The following is a 17,049-nucleotide window of genomic DNA, read 5'->3' on the forward strand; positions in this document are numbered from 1 at the left end:
ACACTTTGAATCGTTAGTCCAAAACTTCTAAATCTATATACTTAATAACATATTAATTTCATAGATATTCAATTCCTTTGCTTGAGAAGCTATACAATGCCATGTTGAAATATTGAATGTCCACTTAACCAATATATATTTTTGGATCCATAGCATTGCTCTTTTGTGCATTCCATTCACCTTTATGGATTTCAAAATGTAAGTGTTGTCCTTCAGATTGTCCTGTATTCCCCATTATGCCAAGTTGTTGTCCTTGCTTCACTTTTTGACCCGCAGAAACAAAACGACTCTTTAAATGAGCATATACAGTCGTATATGTTTGTCCGTTAATATTGTGAGAAATAAAAACAACATTACCATAGCTTGTAGAATAATAAGAGCGAGTGACTACACCTTCTGCGGCGGCAACAACCGGCACTGTTCCCGAAGAAGCAATATCTAATCCGTGATGCATTCGCCCACCACGTTTCTCAAATCTAGAAGTGTATCTTCCTACAGCTGGTTGAATAAAATCATTTGTTTTAATTTCATTTATTGTATTTCCCTCTTTGGATTGTCGCTGCTCCTCTTCACTAGTCACACTTGTTTTTAATAGAAATTTACTTGATACATAACCGTTTTTACCGTTGTAATTAATTTTCAACCAGCCATTTTTTTCAAATAGGACTTGTACTTTTATCCCTTTTGATAAAGCACCAATTATACCGTGATTTATACCAGCACCGCTCCTCACATTTAACACGCTTACGTTAACATAGTAGTCACCAACTATTGCTCCAGTATATGGATTACTGGTTTCAGGTATTGATGGTGTACCTCCTTTAACGAAATTTACATATTCACTACTTACATAACCTGTTCTTCCATTATGCTTAATTTTCAACCAGCCATTTTCAACGCCAGTTACTTGCAATGCTTGTCCGTTTAATACACCACCAATTACACTATGGTAAATAGCAGGACCTGTACGAACACGTAAAGAAGTTGCATCTACAATGTATGTACCGTCAGCTTGAACCGTAACATTATTTTGTTGTTCATTTGTTTGGTCTGCATTTGCATTTGAGCCACTTTTTGAAATGTAATCTTTACTAACATAAGCGTCTTGTCCTTTATAATTAATTTTGAACCAATCTTGTACTTCACCAGTCACTGGAACAACTTGTCCTTTATACATAGAGCCTAAAATCGTATGGGAAGTACTTGGACCTGTACGAACACGGAGAGAGGATACGTTAACTTTGTAATCCCCACTCGCAACTTGAAATTTCCCATTGTTATTGCCGCTTCTATTTGAGCCAATGTCTATTACAAATTGACTGCTTACATAACCTACTTTTCCACTATGGTTAATTTTCAACCAGCCGTTTTCTTCTCCAATAACTTGTAAAACTTTCCCTTCATACACGCGCCCCATTATTGCACTAGATGTATTCGGCTGTGTGCGAACACGTAATACATTAGCAGTTACAGTTTTACTACGACTCATGCTTACATTCGTCTTCGCTGATACAACATTTTCCGAAACAAATTCACCACTTACGTAGGCAATTTTTCCTTTATGATTAACTTTCAACCAACTGTTTTCTTCTCCAATAACTTGTAAAACTTCTCCTTCATAGACGCGTCCCATTATTGCACTAGACGTATTCGGCTGTGCGCGGACACGTAGAGCATCCGTATTTACTGTTACTTGATTTCCATATTTCACTAAATTAGTAGGTTGCTCATGCTTCGTGTCTTTTTGTATTTTAGTATTTTTCGCTTGGGCAGTACTAACAAATATACTTCCTGTAACAGAGGCTACCGCTACACTAGCTAAAATCTTTTTCATATGTACAAAACACCTTCCTAATAAACACATTCAATTATCATCATGTCTTTATATTAATTTCTATTTATTTCCATTCTAACTATTCAGTAAAATTATCCTTTTATTATCCATATTGAATTTTTATTTATTTTCTGCCATCTATATCTAGTAATAATAGAAGCTTAAATCCTTAACACTCTGAAAATCCTCTCATTCTCTCAACTTAACACTACACAACGTAGTTTAAATTTCTAAAAAAAATAGCTACAAATAATCACCCGTAATTAATACTACAAAATACAAAATCATAATTTGAGTCTTCTTCATTTAACTTATACTTTTGCTTAAAAATACCCGTTCTCCTTTCGCACTACAAATTGTAGTACAAAATAAAAGAAAGGTCAAATATAAGTATTTAGCCTTTTGGAACTACAATACATTACATTTATACACTTCTATCCTAATCGAAAACGATTATGTTTTTTAATCTATAAATAACAAAAAAACATTTTTATCTTGTAAGCTTTTTCTATAGGGTAGCTCCCTCTTATTGTCTAAACTTTTATAAAAATAATATTCACAATTCACAACATTACATATAAAAGCAGTCATCTATAAAGATAACTGCTTTACATCATTATAAACTACATGAATTTCACCTTATTCCGGCTTATTAGGAATGTTTGGATTCGGAACATAGTCAGATTTATAATCTGTATATTTCACTTCTGTTACCATCCCCGCGGAAGCATGGTGTAAATCATGACAGTGGAACATCCAATCACCCGGATTGTCTGCTACAAAGGCTACTTCATATTCTTCACCTGGTTTTAGGTTCAAAGTATCTTTCACAATTGGAGAACCTTCTATCGGTTTTCCATCTTTACTCAACACTTGGAAGAAGTGACCATGTAAATGCATTGGATGATCGTCCATTTTAGAACGATTTACCAATTTTACTTTTACTAAATCACCCCTTTTTACTGGAATTGGGTCAATATCCGGAAATATCTTTCCGTTAATTGTATATACCATTTCATTTCCATTCATTTGCGTATTTAAGTCCATATTATATGCGGCAGTATACTGTTGATTTAACGTGAAACTACCTAATTTCTTACCACCATATTTCGTCATATCTAATTTCGGTAAGTTTTCTTTTTCATCTGCCTTATCTTCCATCTCTTTGCTGCCATCATATTCAATAACAGCTTTCATGCCTTTTGCACCTTTATTTTCTGAATGGTCTTCAACATACCATTTCCCAAGATTATTAGCAGTAAATTCAATATCATAACGTTCACCCGGTGCGATTGAAATGACTTGATCCTTTATAAATTTTGGATCGTTTATTGGTTGACCATCTGTCGTAATTACTTTTATATCATGACCGTGAACGTGTATATCATGTGATAGATAACCAGCATTAACGAGCCGAAGACGAACTTTATCTCCCTTATTCACTTTTAATGGTTCTACTAAATCCCCGCTTTTACCATTGATTGTGAATACATCATACATACTCATATCATGACCTTCCATCTTCATATTTCCATGGTCCATTCCTGTCATATTGCCAGAGTCTTTTTTATCACTGCCCATGTCCATACTAGAATGATCCATGCCGTTCTTATCATCATTCTTTTTCGTATTTTCATTATCCTTAGATTTATTACCATCTACTTTTTCTATTTGCCCTTTTGTCATTTCTTTTAACTGCTTATTAATTTCTTCTTTATCTGTTACCCATTCATCTAACATTAATGTTTGAGACTCCCACGACTAAAGTCGCAAGCCCCAATCCTTACGTAATTACGGGGGGGGGATTCTTGAATGACTAAGCGTTCGCAGTCCATTTCTGTTTTGAACAGCCTTCAAGATGAGGGCATCTCATTGCCCCTCCTAAACCAGACCATATAGGTGCTTAGGCTGATTGACTGTTACCATCAATCACAGTTGCGTAGCGAATATTCATCGCCCCAACGATATCACGGTGTGTCTCAAACCCACATTGACACTTGTACTTTCTGTCTTGTGCCCTGTTCTTTTTAGCACATTTCGGACAGCTTTGACTTGTATACGCTGGATTCACATATTCAACCTGAATATCAGCTAATATCGCTTTATATTCAATAAATTTTGACAAACGATAGAATGACCAAGTGTGTAGGTTTTTTTCGTTTTTACGGCTTGTTCTTGCCGTCTGTCTTATATTCGTTAGTTGTTCTAATCGAATGACAGAAATATGATTAGCAATCGCAAAATCAATGATTTCACGACTTATTTTGTGGTCTTTATCTTGCATCCATCTTTGTTCTTTATCATCAAATCGCCGAATGGCAGTCACTTTTTTATCTTTTCCTAACTTCTTACGAACACTACGAAACTTACGCTTCTTATATTTGTTTTGCCTACCATTCCCAAAGAAACGAACCTTGTCATCGTCTGCGATCGCTACCGCAGGGACTTTAAGACCTAAGTCTACTCCTAAAATTTTCGTCCCTGCTTTTTCACTTATAGGGAGCGTGACCGATATTTGGGCCATCCACTTATTCGATTTCTTTGTGATGCGAAGTGTACCTAACTTATGTTTTAGCAAATCCAAATTACGATTGTTTTTATCGATTAATAAAGCGCGGACCTTTAAACGAGTTGACTTTCCATTTACCTTAAACGGGATTGAAATATGGGTGGAGTCAAATGAATAATTTTGATTGTTCCATACACAAACAGGTCTCTTTAAAATCGGAATGATTTTATACTTGCTTTTCTTTACTTTTGTAGCAAATAAGCTTTTCGCATCTTTGATTGCCTGATTCTTCAATGCACTTGGTATATTCGCTTCAATATCTTTCGTACTTTTTTTCGTGCTTTCCTTTGCTTCAACCATTTCAGATACAAGCATATTCATGACTTTGATATATTCACGACTACTTTGTTCCAATAAACGGATTTGTTCTTTTGTTGGAATCAATTTCACTTTCACTGTTAGGGTCTGTGACATACGTTTCATCCCCTCGTTTTTTAATTTTCAACATACTGTTTTATTGTCTCACTTGACACATTTCCAGCAATAGAAACAAAATGGGACTGCGTCCATAAACTTTGCAACTCTATGCGACGAGGAGATTTTTCTCTCAAACACTTTGAAACGTTCTTCTATAATCATTTATTCTCGTTATAATATATCATTTATTTTCGGAAAATTACAACAAAAAAGACCCAGAGAAACGACCTATACTTTGGATACTTAAAGTACCACGAACCTTGCGATTTTTATTGGTACTCCGTATCCAATCCCACTTTCATCCCATGCCTAAAGGCGATGGACTTTCTCGTTCGAGAAGGGCCGTCGTCCTTTTCATTTGTATCCTCTACAATAAGAGCACCATACAAACCTCTATCTAATTGATTGACAGAATCTTGATGTGAATGATACCAATACGTTCCTGGGACGTTCGCTTCAAACTCATAGGTGAAACTTTTTCCAGATTCAACTGCATCTTGCGTAACACCTGGAATTCCATCCATATTATTCGGGACAGGGTACCCATGCCAATGAATAGATACTGGTGCAGATAATTCATTTCTCAAAGTTACTTTCACCTTTTCACCTTTTTTCACCCGAATTTCCGGACCAGGAGATGAACCATTAAATGTCCAGACCGGAACAATAACACCATTACTTAACTTTTGTTTTTCTTCTTTTGCTATTAAAGTCACTTCTGGCCCTTTTTCAACTTTCAATGGTTTTGTAGCCGTTTCAGTCTGTGGTGTTTTTTTATCATTCATATTTTTATAATCGTTTGTTGTATTTGTGGTCGCGGAACATGCAGCAATTAAAGATATGACAGAGACCGTAACTGCTGTTAATACAAAACGCTTCATGGAAAACCCCTCCTTTTTCTTTTTCAAAATCATTATAAAAAATGATTTTCAAGAAAATATGGAGATGTGCAATGGATCAAATAAAAAGACGCCCAAAATTGAGCGCCTCTACTAATGATTATTTTGTAACAACTTCATCTTCTTTTACATTCACATTATTCTCTCTCATAAACGCTTCAATCTCTTCAACTTCTCTAATGATATCTTTTGACAAGTTTTCATGTCCGTCTTTCGTTACAAGAATGTCATCTTCAATACGAATTCCAATTGATTCTTCTTCAATATAAAGACCAGGTTCAATTGTTATAACCATACCTTCTTCTAACACTCTCTCTTTATATATTCCTACATCATGCGTATCTAAACCAAGGAAATGGCTGACACCGTGATAATAGTATTTCGATAACTCTTCGTCTTCTTGAATTAAACCAATTGCTTTACACTCTTCTGCCAGTACCTTTTTTGTATGCTCATTTAATGCAGCAAACTTTACTCCTGGCTTAATGAGTTTCGTTGTTTCTTTCAATGCTTTTAATACAATATTATACATTTGTTTTTGGCGACTAGAGAATGTTCCATTTATCGGGAATGTATAACTAATATCAGCATTATAGTAGTCTTTTTGAGCGCCTAAATCTAGCAGTACTAAATCACCATTTTGAATTTGTGCATCATTATCTTCATAATGAAGAACTGTAGCATTTTTTCCACTTGCCAAAATTGTATTGAATGCATGATGCTTAATGCCAGATGACTTCAGTGTGAAATCAAACTGAGCTTCTAATTCATACTCCATCATGTCAGCTTTTGCATGCTTAAGTACGTTGTAAATACCCTCTTTTGTTACCCCAATTGCTTCTTTAATAATTTCAATTTCTTCTTCTGTTTTAAACACTCGTAATTCACAAATATGCGGATATACATTACCAATTAAAACGTGTGGATACTGTTCTCTTACATGTTTAGCAAACGTAAGCGTTTTTGTCTCCGCTCCATTCCACTCACGACGCTCTAAATCTAAATATAGATGCTTCACATTTTCTGTAAAAAATATATTTGACATTGTCTTTTCAAAGCTATCTAAATATACAACTTTCTTTATACCTGAAATTTTCTCTGCTTCCTCGTTAGAAACAGTTTTACCGACCCATTTTTCCATTACTGGATCTGACTTTTCAATGAAAAGTGTTTCTTCCACACTATTTCCAAACTTCTTCAACATGAAAATAACATTTGGTTCATCGATTCCTGTTACATAGTAAAAATTTCGATTCGGCACAAATTTATAATGTGCATCCGCTGACATATGAGGTGCTTGTCCAGCAAATAAAATAGTAATAGATTCATCTGGTAATGTGTTTACTAATCGTTCTCTATTTTGAGCAAAAAATGTTGATTTCATAATAATCCCCCTAGCGTTCTATGTATGATTAAAAAACTAATTATCTAACACCATTCATTTTATTATTGTTATAATTTTTCGTCAATTAATAGTACTCATAGAGAAAGGGAAATTTTCATTACTAAGGCCCCTTCCAATCAAAATTACGCATACTACTCCACAATTTCTTGACATTTATTATATATACTTAAAATCTCATATACAGGAAAGGAGCTACAACTTTGAAACATTATGTAGCAACAGGTTTAGCAATTACTTCTTTATTATTCATTTCAGGATGTTCTAGCAACGTCGAAACAGCAACGTCGAAGAAAGACACGGTGCAATCTCAGCCAAAACATACAGAAACAGTAACTACGAGCCCCCAAAACTTCTATAAAGAAACTACATCTGGAAAAATCGAGCACATTCACGGAATTGGCTATGCAGGAAATATGCCTGGGGTTTCTATCGCCACTCATAGCGGGATAAACGTTTACCAAAATGGAAAATGGTTTGAAACTAAGACTGAGCTACATGATTATATGGGATTTCAGGCAACGAAGAACGGATTCTTTGCTAGCGGTCATCCTGAACGAGGCGCAAATTAAAAAAACCCTTTAGGGTTAATGAAAAGTTCTGATGGCGGTAATACCCTTGAAAAGTTAGCATTTTATGGAGAATCTGATTTTCATAACCTTGCTGTCGGATATAATACAGAAGCAATTTATTTATACAATGAGCGTCCTAATTCTAAATTGCAACAAGGTTTTTATTTCAGTACGAACAACGGACAAGATTGGAAAAATAGTCAGTTAAAAGGTCTTTCAAGTACGATTCATGCCTTTTCCGTACATCCAGATCAAGCTAGTGTAATCGCGTTAAGTACTAAAGACGGTGTTTACTTATCTACAGATTACGGAAATACATTTGAACTATTCTCTACATCACTTGAATCGACTGCAGTTACATTAAGTAATGAAGAGGTTATTTACGCCCCTATCAATAAACAAATCGTAACGAAGAAATCAATTGCTACAAATGAAGAGACAAACATACAAACTCCATCTTTAGATGCTAAAGATGCAATTATGTACATATCACAAAACCCTCAAAATTCAGCTGAAATAGCATTTGCTACAATGAAAGCAAATGTGTTCCTTTCTACAGATGAGGGTAAAACGTGGAAGCAGATTACGAAAGAGGGAACATTCCAATTTAATTAGAAGGGTGAATATAACTTGTTTTCAACAATTAGTGAATGGAGCTATCAACTCATGTCTCCTTTAATGAATGTCGCGAATGCTACGAAATCAGTACCTCTTTTATTTGCGTTTTTATTAGGCGTAGTAGGTACCCTCGCTCCTTGCCAATTAACAGGAAACATTAGTGCTATTACACTTTATGGCAATCAATCTTTACAAAAAGGACATGCATGGAAACATATATTGTTATTCATTTTAGGAAAAATAATAGCTTTTACAACTCTAGGACTATTCGTGTGGTTTTTAGGAAAAGAGATTCAACAAATATTAACTTTGTACTTCCCTTGGTTACGAAAAATAATTGGGCCTTTATTAATTTTAATGGGGCTAATGTTGGCAGGTATTATTAAAGGAAGAAGTTTTTTCTCAATCAAATTTATACGAAAACAAAATGAAGTTGGATCATTTTTACTTGGATTCTTCTTTTCCTTAGCTTTCTGTCCGACTATGTTCGTTCTATTTTTCGGAACGCTAATCCCTTTATCTTTCTCATATAATTATGGCTACTTGTTTCCGACATTCTTTTCGATAGGAACTGCTCTTCCTATCGTTATATTAATGTCCATCATCTCCTACCTTGGATTAAATGGGGCACTACTTAAAAAGAGCAGAAAAATAGGAAAAACCATTCAGCTTATAGCTGGGATACTACTCATTTTAGTTGGATTTTATGATATATCTTTATATTGGATATAAATAAAAAAGGTAAGTTCAAGTGACTTGAACTTACCTTTTTTGCTCATTACTCTCATAATGGAAAACAACAATACCTTTTATACCTTACTAAGGCATTGACACTAATTAAAAGATACGTTACAATAACTATACATTAGTAAGTTACTAATGTAACGAAATCTAACTAGAGGTGAATCCAATGAAAAACATTTTATTCCGTATTAACGAATTATCAAAAAAAGAAAAAGCATCTGGATTAACAGTTGATGAAAAACAAGAACAACAAATGTTGCGTCAAAACTATACAAAAACATTTCGTGGAAGCTTAGATTCCATTTTATTAAACACAAAAATTGTTGATCAACATGGTCTTAACGTTACACCAGCCGCATTACAAGATGCTCAAATACGTTTAAAATTAAGCAAATGAAATCAATGCTAAACAAACAATCGTATAAAACATAAAAAGAGCCGGAATTCCTATTTAGAAATTCCAGCTCTTTTTATTGTATTTTCTAATTTAACATATGAACGATACATCGCAATTCTCCACGATACAATCATTTTACGCAAAGTTTATGAACGGAATATGAACAAAATATTACATTCAACATTTAAATATAAAAAAGTCATTCCACAATTCATAATTGCGGAATGGCTTTTCAATTTATTTTAAATCTTCTATTGAGAAAGCACCTGGAAGTAATTGCTCAACAGTTACTTCTTTTTCATCGCCTTTTACATTTGTTAGTAAAACAGGCATTTTCGGTTCACAGAATTCAGCAATTACTTGTCTACAAGCACCACATGGTGAAATCGGTCCGTCCGTTTCTCCTGTAATGACTAAGTAACTAAAGTCGCGCTCACCTTCTGATACTGCTTTAAAGATTGCCGTTCTTTCTGCACAGTTACATAAACCGTAAGACGCATTTTCTATATTACAACCAGTATAGATTTTACCTTCTTTCGTAACTAATGCTGCACCAACAGGAAATTTCGAATACGGAATATATGCTTTCGATAACATCTTATTTGCTTCTTCAATATATTTTTTCTTATCCATATTATTTCCTCCTCAAAGTAAGTGTAATTATCATTAGTCAGTAATAACTGTATGAACTAATTTAGGAGCCACTGCTGTTTCAGCGATAGAAATGTTCTCATAGATTTTTGCTTTTACATCTTCTACATTTTCACGATTTGCATAGATTGTTACGAATGGCTCGCCTTCTTTTACTGCATCGCCAACTTTTTTACGTAACATTAATCCTACTGCTAAATCGATTTCATCTTCTTTTGTCGCGCGGCCAGCACCTAATAACATAGCTGCGATACCAATCTCATCTGCAACAATGTTAGAAATAACACCTGAAGTTTTAGCAGGTACATCAATTACATACTTCGCCTGTGGCATTTTTTCTGGATTGTCTACGATTGAGCTATCTCCGCCTTGATTGCTTAAGAACTCTTTAAACTTCTCAGTTGCTTTTCCGTTTTTCATAACTTCAATTAGCATTTCACGAGCTTCTTCTAATGTATTTGCTTTTTTCGCAAGTACGACCATTTGACTTCCTAATACAAGTACTAATTCTGTTAAATCTTCTGGACCTTCACCTTTTAACGTATCAATCGCTTCTTTCACTTCTAGAGCATTACCAATCGCGAATCCAAGAGGTTGTGACATATCTGAAATAACAGCCATAGTTTGACGTCCTACATTATTTCCAATACGTACCATTGCATGTGCTAATTCTTTTGCATCTTCTTCTGTTTTCATAAATGCGCCAGCACCTGTTTTTACATCAAGTACAATTGCGTCAGCACCAGCTGCAATTTTTTTACTCATAATTGAACTTGCGATTAAAGGAATTGAGTTTACTGTTCCTGTTACATCGCGTAATGCATAAATCTTTTTATCAGCAGGTGTTAAGTTTCCTGTTTGTCCAATAACAGCTACTTTGTCACGGTTTACAATATCAATGAACTGCTCTTTCGTAATTTCAACGTGGAATCCTTCTACCGCTTCTAATTTATCAATTGTTCCGCCTGTATGTCCTAAACCACGACCAGACATTTTTGCTACTGGTACATCTAAAGCAGCTACTAATGGCCCTAATACTAATGTTGTTGTATCACCAACACCGCCAGTTGAATGCTTGTCTACTTTAATTCCTTCAATTGCTGATAAGTCGATTGTTTCTCCAGACTCCACCATTGCCATCGTTAAATCTGCACGTTCACGATCTGTCATATCTTTAAAGAAGATTGCCATTGCAAGTGCACTTACTTGATAATCAGGAATACTTCCGTCTGTATATCCATTAATAAAGAATTTGATTTCTTCAGTCGTTAATTCTTTGCCATCACGTTTTTTTGCAATAATATCTACCATTCTCATTACAATCACCATTCCTTTTTATATGATATGAATCTGTTAAAATAATAAGCCAACGATTGTTGCTGATAAGAAACTTACTAATGTTGCACCGAAAAGTAATTTCAAACCGAATCTTGCGACTACATTCCCTTGCTTTTCATTTAAGCTCTTAACTGCCCCTGCAATAATTCCAATTGAAGAGAAGTTTGCAAATGAAACTAAGAATACAGATATAATCGCTGTCGTTCTATCTGAGAAATTAAAGTTTCCTTGTGCTAAATCTGTCATAGCGACAAATTCATTTGATACTAATTTTGTTGCCATAATATTTCCGGCATTAACTGCTTCATGCCAAGGTACACCCATAATAAATGCAAATGGTGCAAATACATAACCAAGAATTTCTTGGAATGAAATACCGATTACACCTTTAAATACTGCATTAATGAATGCGATAAGAGCAACGAAACCAACTAACATAGCTGCCACTGTAATCGCAACTTTAAATCCATCTATAATGTATTCTCCTAATACTTCAAAGAAAGTCTTTTTCTCTTCCTCTTGTACTTCTAACATATCTTCTTCTTCAGTAACTTCATAAGGGTTAATGATAGAAGCGATAATAAAACCACCGAATAAGTTAAGCACTAAAGCGGTTACAACATATTGTGGTTTTAATAACACCATATACGATCCAACGATAGACATTGAAACGGTAGACATTGCAGATGCACATAATGTATACATTCTTTTCTCTGGCAATAATCCTAGTTGTTTCTTAACTGAAATAAACACTTCAGATTGTCCTAAAATCGCAGAAGCAACAGCGTTATATGATTCTAGTTTCCCCATTCCGTTTACTTTACTTAATGCTAGACCGATAGATTTCACAATAATAGGTAATACTTTAATGTGTTGCAAAATACCTATTAAAGCTGAGATAAATACGATTGGCATTAATACACTTAAAAAGAACGAAAACTCTTTTTGATTTACTAATCCACCAAATACGAAATTCACACCGTCAGCGGCATATTTTAATAGCTCTCCAAAACCATCTGCTATTCCGCTAATTAATACATTCCCTACACTTGTATTTAATAATAAAAATCCCAAAATGAATTGTAATATAACCATCGTTATGATTGGGCGATATTTGACTTTTTTTCGATCATTACTAGCAAGCCAAGCGATACCTAAAATCAATACGAGGCCAAAAATACCGATTAAGTATTTCATAAGCCGTTTCCTCCCATTCGTATCCGCTTACATTTTTTTCAATTGTTAAAGCAATAGATGCACTTTACTTTGTGTATCTATTGCTTTTGACTTCATTAATGATTAGTAGTTATCCGTAGCACCTTTTGCATCATTTAATACGATTGCAACACTAGCACTTGCTCCAACGCGAGAAGCTCCAGCAGCTACCATTTTGTCTGCATCTTCACGTGTACGAACGCCACCAGATGCTTTTACACCAACGTTTGGTCCAACTGTTTTGCGCATTAATGCGATGTCTTCAGCAGTTGCTCCGCCAGTTGAGAATCCAGTTGAAGTTTTTACAAAATCAGCACCGGCTTTTACTGATAATTCACAAGCGCGTACTTTCTCTTCATCTGTTAATAGGCAAGTTTCAATGATTACTTTTACAAGAGCTTTTCCTTTTGCTGCTTGTACTACTTCATAAATGTCTTTTTCAACGAACTCGTTGTCACCGTCTTTTAAAGCACCTACGTTGATTACCATATCAACTTCAGTTGCACCTTTTGCGATAGCATCTTTTGTTTCAAATGCTTTTGTTTCAGTAGTGCTTGCTCCTAATGGGAAACCGATTACAGTACAAACATCTACATCATGTCCAGCTAGTTCATCAGCAGCTAGCTTTACCCATGTAGGATTAATACAAACTGAAGCGAATTTATATTCCTTTGCTTCTTCGATTACTTTCATCACATCTTCTTTTGTAGAATTAGCTTTTAAAATTGTATGGTCAATTAACTTTGCAATGTTCATTATCTTCACTCCTCATATCTTTTAACAACTTCATTCTAACTCTAAGTTGAACAAATGTAAATACACTTTTGAAATTTTGTTCATCCTTTTTAAAAAGGAATTTTCTTGTAGTAAATAAAGCGCATTCTAACTAAGAAACACTTTATATTTAAAATCAAAACTTTTATATTAACAATGGTAGTATGTATCTCAATATCCATAATTATTTTTAAAAAGGTAATTTGTATTCAAAAAAACTCCCATAATTCATACACAACAAAATAAAAGGCTTTCTCAAAATTAACATCTTGAGAAAGCCTTTTATTTCTAATCTTTTTCATAATGTAACAATTCCTTCGCCGTATGCTGATCAATAATTAATACATTTGCATACCCGCCACGTAACGCACCATCAATTGATTTTATTTTTCTATTACCACCGGCAACTAAAATAGAGCGTTTCTTTAATTTCAGTTCTTCTAACTCAATTCCAATAGTCCGCTTATTAATTTCTTCACTACTAATATTTCCGTCCCCATCAAAGAATCGTGAACAAATGTCACCGACCGATTGTTTTTTGAGTAAACTCGTTTCATCCTTATCGAAATAACCTAATCGGAATAATAGCGCTTCGTCTCGCACTGTTCCTACAGTGAAAATTGCAATATTCGCTTGTTTTCCCATTTCGATAATGTGATGAATATGTCGATCCTGCTCTACTAATTCTTTTGTCACTGCATTATCAAATATAACTGGAAGGGGTAGATTTCTCGGCGTCGTTTGAAAAGCATCTGCAAATAAAGCGATGGTCTCATTCGCATATGTATTTACACTCGAATGACTAATTCCACCTTTTAACTGAACAACTTCTACACCTTTTACATGTTGTGGTACGATTTTTCTAGCGATTTCATACATCGTCATGCCCCAGCTTACCCCAACGATATCACCAGTTTTAACCGTCTTTTCCATATACTCAGCTGCATATTTACTAATATACTCTGTAATCGTTGCATACTCTGGTACTGGAGAAAATACGACATGTGCCTCTAACAAGTTGTATTTTTCTTTTAGTAAATTTCCAACGTTATCTAAATCAGCAAATGGATCAGCTATACTAATTTGAACAAACCCTTTTTCCTTCGCGTACTTTAATAGTCTAGAGATAGTCGGTCTTGAAATATTTAATTTATTAGCAATTTCTTGCTGACTATAATCTGATTGATAATATAATCTTGCAACTTCAACGCTTAATTGTTGTTTATCTTTATCCATAGTAACTCATTACATATCCTTTCCTGTATTTCCTTTTCGTTACAAGCATTATACAGCTTTATGCAAGAAATTTCGACTACCGAATTTTATCACCCCATACTTCTACTCCCCTAAGGGTATACAATGAAACTTTAATCAATGGTTTTTTGTCCATCCCCTACTTATTATCAGCCCGCCTCCCATAATTCTTATAAAACAAACCGGTCAGGTTATTGAGGAACTCATTTTGAAAATTCAAATTAGATATATGTATAAAATTAGTATAGAGGTGTGAAATCAATTGTAAAATAGTAGTTTTAGAATAAATAAGAGAAATAACCACTATTGATTATTTCTCTTTTCATATACATATTTATTTTTGGAAAAACAACCTCACTCCAAATACTAATAATACTGCGCCCGTAATACCCTCTATTGTACGGTTCACTCTTTCTTTTCTTAAAAAAGTTCTTAATTGGCGTATGAGTGAAATATAAAGCAAATACCATATTGCTGTCAAAGTCGTAAATGTGACTCCTAATAAAAGAAATTGGAGGAAATGATTTTGATTACTCACAATAAATTGGGGTAAAAAACTAAGGAAAAACACAGCAGTTTTTGGGTTTAAGATTGCCGTAGTAAATCCTTGTCTAAAGCTTTTAATTGCTCCAATATCCTTAGAGTCCATTTCTACTGAACCTGGCATAGCTTCTTTTTTATATAAGGCACTTTTAATTGACTTTACAGCTAAGTAAATTAAATAAAAAGCCCCAGCATATTTTATAAATGTAAATAACATAGCAAATTTCATTAGGATGGCAGAGAGTCCTAGCGTGGCCATTATTGTATGAATCATCATTCCAGATATCGTTCCTAAAACAGTCTTTATCCCACCATTTTTACCATGAGAGATAGTGTTTTTTGTGACTAGTGCAAAACCAGGACCAGGCATTATTATGATTAACAGTGCTGTAAGGATAAATAACAAATAATTTTCCATGTTCTAGTATTTCCCTTCCAATTTTTAGTTTTGCTTACAGTATAGCTTTTTTCATTAAAACATTAAATATAAAAAGCTTGATCAGAAGTTTATCTATGTTATTAGTATCAACTTAACTAAATATTACCCAAAGCTATATTAATAAAAAACATGGCAAATTCATATATCAAATTACAAATCCAACTCTCACAAAAATAGGATAAAAAAATAAACAGTGGAACTAGTCCACTGTTTACTTCGCCACGCCTTCATGTAATTTTTCTGTATAATCTTTTACATCTTTCCAGCTATCTTTCGCTGTATGTAAGTCTTCTTTTATAAACGTAAATTCTTCAGGGCTGATTCCCTTTACGTTTTGTAATAAGTTATTATATTTTGCCCCTACTGTATACCATTGATTTGATATATTTTGCAGTGCTGTAATTGCTGCATCAATTGTTTCTGTCATATTTGTTGTTTTATTTTTAACATCTGTCAATATCGCGACTTCTGCTTGTGCGCCAGAAATTCTATCCTTTAAATTAGCGATTTCTCTTTCTGCATTTGCGATATCTTTTTTCGCAACGGCAATCATCGGTCCGCCAGCAAGGCATGTTATTAACGCTACGCAAAGTACACCACCAGCAATGACCATATCATTACTCTTTTTGATTGAATCGTTATATGTATTGATTTGTTGCTCTAGAGCTGGAATACCAGCATTCGTACTTGCTAAAATTGCTGTTAATTGATTTGTATCCTCTTTAAAACTATTTGTGTCTTTCGCCATTCTATCGCGAAAAGCTTTCAAATCCCCTAGTAATACATCTACCTCATTTTGATTCTTTACAATATCCGCATACAATTTTTCTATATCCGCTTTTAACTTTACGCTATCTTTTTGATCAATCGCTATTAGCATGCTATTATAATACGCTTGAAAAGTATTATTGTAATTAATAATATTTTGATCTGTTTTCATAATTTGAGGCTTCATATAATTTAACCAATACGCCGCGTTAATTTTTGCATCTCTTTGATGCTGAATCATATTTCCTTTAAACTCACTATTAATCGAACTTATTTTACTCAAATCAGTCTCTTGCTGATTTTGAATTAATTTTGCATATGAGTCCATTGCGAATATGCTTGATGTCGTTTGCGCCATTACATCTTGGAATCCAGCTGGCCCTAACGAATAATTTTTCGCACTTTCTTGCAATGTTTTTACGTTTTGTTCTTCTGCAAAAGGATGTAAAGGAAATGTGTTACTCGTTGCCACCCCAGCAATCATTAACGTTAAAAGACATTTTTTATAAAATCTTTTCTGCATTCTTTTCACCTATTTTCTTTATAAGGGTATAAAAAGCTCCTGCTCACAACTGAACAGGAGCTTCAAATCTTTCATCAATACGTAACGCTCTA

Annotated in this window: 12 protein-coding genes and 4 pseudogenes; 3 read left to right on the top strand and 13 right to left on the bottom strand. The window is 34.2% G+C overall.

What is annotated here, in order from left to right; genetic code table 11:
* Window positions 1–124: 124 nt before the first annotated feature.
* The 6 genes and pseudogenes from F8162_RS25255 to F8162_RS25280 all read right to left on the bottom strand — a co-directional run bounded on the left by F8162_RS25255 (window position 125) and on the right by F8162_RS25280 (window position 7,103).
* Window positions 125–1,834, bottom strand: coding sequence for an SH3 domain-containing protein (locus F8162_RS25255; protein ID WP_151630811.1), 1,710 nt, complete (start codon window positions 1,832–1,834; stop codon window positions 125–127).
* A 639-nt stretch (window positions 1,835–2,473) separates the two neighbouring features.
* Window positions 2,474–3,580 (bottom strand): annotated as a pseudogene (locus F8162_RS25260) (multicopper oxidase family protein); the annotation flags it as partial.
* Between the two features lie 157 nt (window positions 3,581–3,737).
* Window positions 3,738–4,817, bottom strand: coding sequence for an RNA-guided endonuclease InsQ/TnpB family protein (locus tag F8162_RS25265; RefSeq protein ID WP_151630812.1), 1,080 nt, complete (start codon window positions 4,815–4,817; stop codon window positions 3,738–3,740).
* Window positions 4,818–4,840: 23 nt separating this feature from the next.
* Window positions 4,841–4,921, bottom strand: a pseudogene (locus F8162_RS29520) (transposase); the annotation flags it as partial.
* A gap of 243 nt (window positions 4,922–5,164) precedes the next feature.
* A pseudogene (locus F8162_RS25275) lies at window positions 5,165–5,701 on the bottom strand (multicopper oxidase domain-containing protein); the annotation flags it as partial.
* 118 nt (window positions 5,702–5,819) lie between these two features.
* On the bottom strand, window positions 5,820–7,103 hold the full coding sequence (locus tag F8162_RS25280) for an aminopeptidase P family protein (RefSeq protein ID WP_151630813.1): 1,284 nt from the start codon (window positions 7,101–7,103) through the stop codon (window positions 5,820–5,822).
* A 221-nt stretch (window positions 7,104–7,324) separates the two neighbouring features.
* Here F8162_RS25280 and F8162_RS25285 point away from each other — a divergent pair.
* From F8162_RS25285 to F8162_RS25295, 3 genes and pseudogenes are all read left to right on the top strand, one after another.
* Window positions 7,325–8,308, top strand: a pseudogene (locus F8162_RS25285) (F510_1955 family glycosylhydrolase).
* Between the two features lie 15 nt (window positions 8,309–8,323).
* Entirely contained in the window at window positions 8,324–9,043 is a 720-nt protein-coding gene (locus tag F8162_RS25290) for a sulfite exporter TauE/SafE family protein (protein ID WP_225990184.1), read from the top strand.
* 178 nt (window positions 9,044–9,221) lie between these two features.
* Window positions 9,222–9,452 carry a DUF896 domain-containing protein gene (locus F8162_RS25295; protein WP_000789775.1) on the top strand — a complete coding sequence of 77 codons (231 nt, stop codon included), beginning with the start codon at window positions 9,222–9,224 and terminating at the stop codon, window positions 9,450–9,452.
* 237 nt (window positions 9,453–9,689) lie between these two features.
* On the opposite strand, the gene F8162_RS25300 is transcribed toward F8162_RS25295, so the two are convergent.
* The 7 genes from F8162_RS25300 to nheC all read right to left on the bottom strand — a co-directional run bounded on the left by F8162_RS25300 (window position 9,690) and on the right by nheC (window position 16,957).
* The gene (locus F8162_RS25300) at window positions 9,690–10,085 is read right to left on the bottom strand and encodes a cytidine deaminase (RefSeq protein ID WP_000358539.1); all 396 of its coding nucleotides are present in this window, start codon (window positions 10,083–10,085) and stop codon (window positions 9,690–9,692) included.
* A gap of 33 nt (window positions 10,086–10,118) precedes the next feature.
* Complete coding sequence (locus tag F8162_RS25305; RefSeq protein WP_001983022.1) at window positions 10,119–11,420, bottom strand: pyrimidine-nucleoside phosphorylase; 1,302 nt, start codon at window positions 11,418–11,420, stop codon at window positions 10,119–10,121.
* Between the two features lie 36 nt (window positions 11,421–11,456).
* Window positions 11,457–12,638: a NupC/NupG family nucleoside CNT transporter gene (locus F8162_RS25310; protein WP_098221743.1), complete on the bottom strand. Its 1,182-nt coding sequence runs from the start codon at window positions 12,636–12,638 to the stop codon at window positions 11,457–11,459.
* A 102-nt stretch (window positions 12,639–12,740) separates the two neighbouring features.
* Window positions 12,741–13,412 carry a deoxyribose-phosphate aldolase gene (gene deoC, locus F8162_RS25315; protein ID WP_098088518.1) on the bottom strand — a complete coding sequence of 224 codons (672 nt, stop codon included), beginning with the start codon at window positions 13,410–13,412 and terminating at the stop codon, window positions 12,741–12,743.
* A 306-nt stretch (window positions 13,413–13,718) separates the two neighbouring features.
* Complete coding sequence (locus F8162_RS25320) at window positions 13,719–14,666, bottom strand: sugar-binding transcriptional regulator (RefSeq protein WP_151630814.1); 948 nt, start codon at window positions 14,664–14,666, stop codon at window positions 13,719–13,721.
* Window positions 14,667–15,018: 352 nt separating this feature from the next.
* Window positions 15,019–15,645 (bottom strand): LysE family translocator, encoded by a 627-nt coding sequence (locus tag F8162_RS25325; RefSeq protein ID WP_151630815.1) that lies wholly within the window; start codon window positions 15,643–15,645, stop codon window positions 15,019–15,021.
* Window positions 15,646–15,877: 232 nt separating this feature from the next.
* Window positions 15,878–16,957, bottom strand: a complete 1,080-nt coding sequence (nheC, locus tag F8162_RS25330; protein WP_151630816.1) for a non-hemolytic enterotoxin NHE subunit C — start codon at window positions 16,955–16,957, stop codon at window positions 15,878–15,880.
* Window positions 16,958–17,049: the final 92 nt, after the last annotated feature.

The sequence above is a fragment of the Bacillus sp. CH140a_4T genome (genome assembly GCF_008923725.1).
In the GTDB taxonomy this organism is placed as follows: Bacteria; Bacillota; Bacilli; order Bacillales; family Bacillaceae_G; genus Bacillus_A.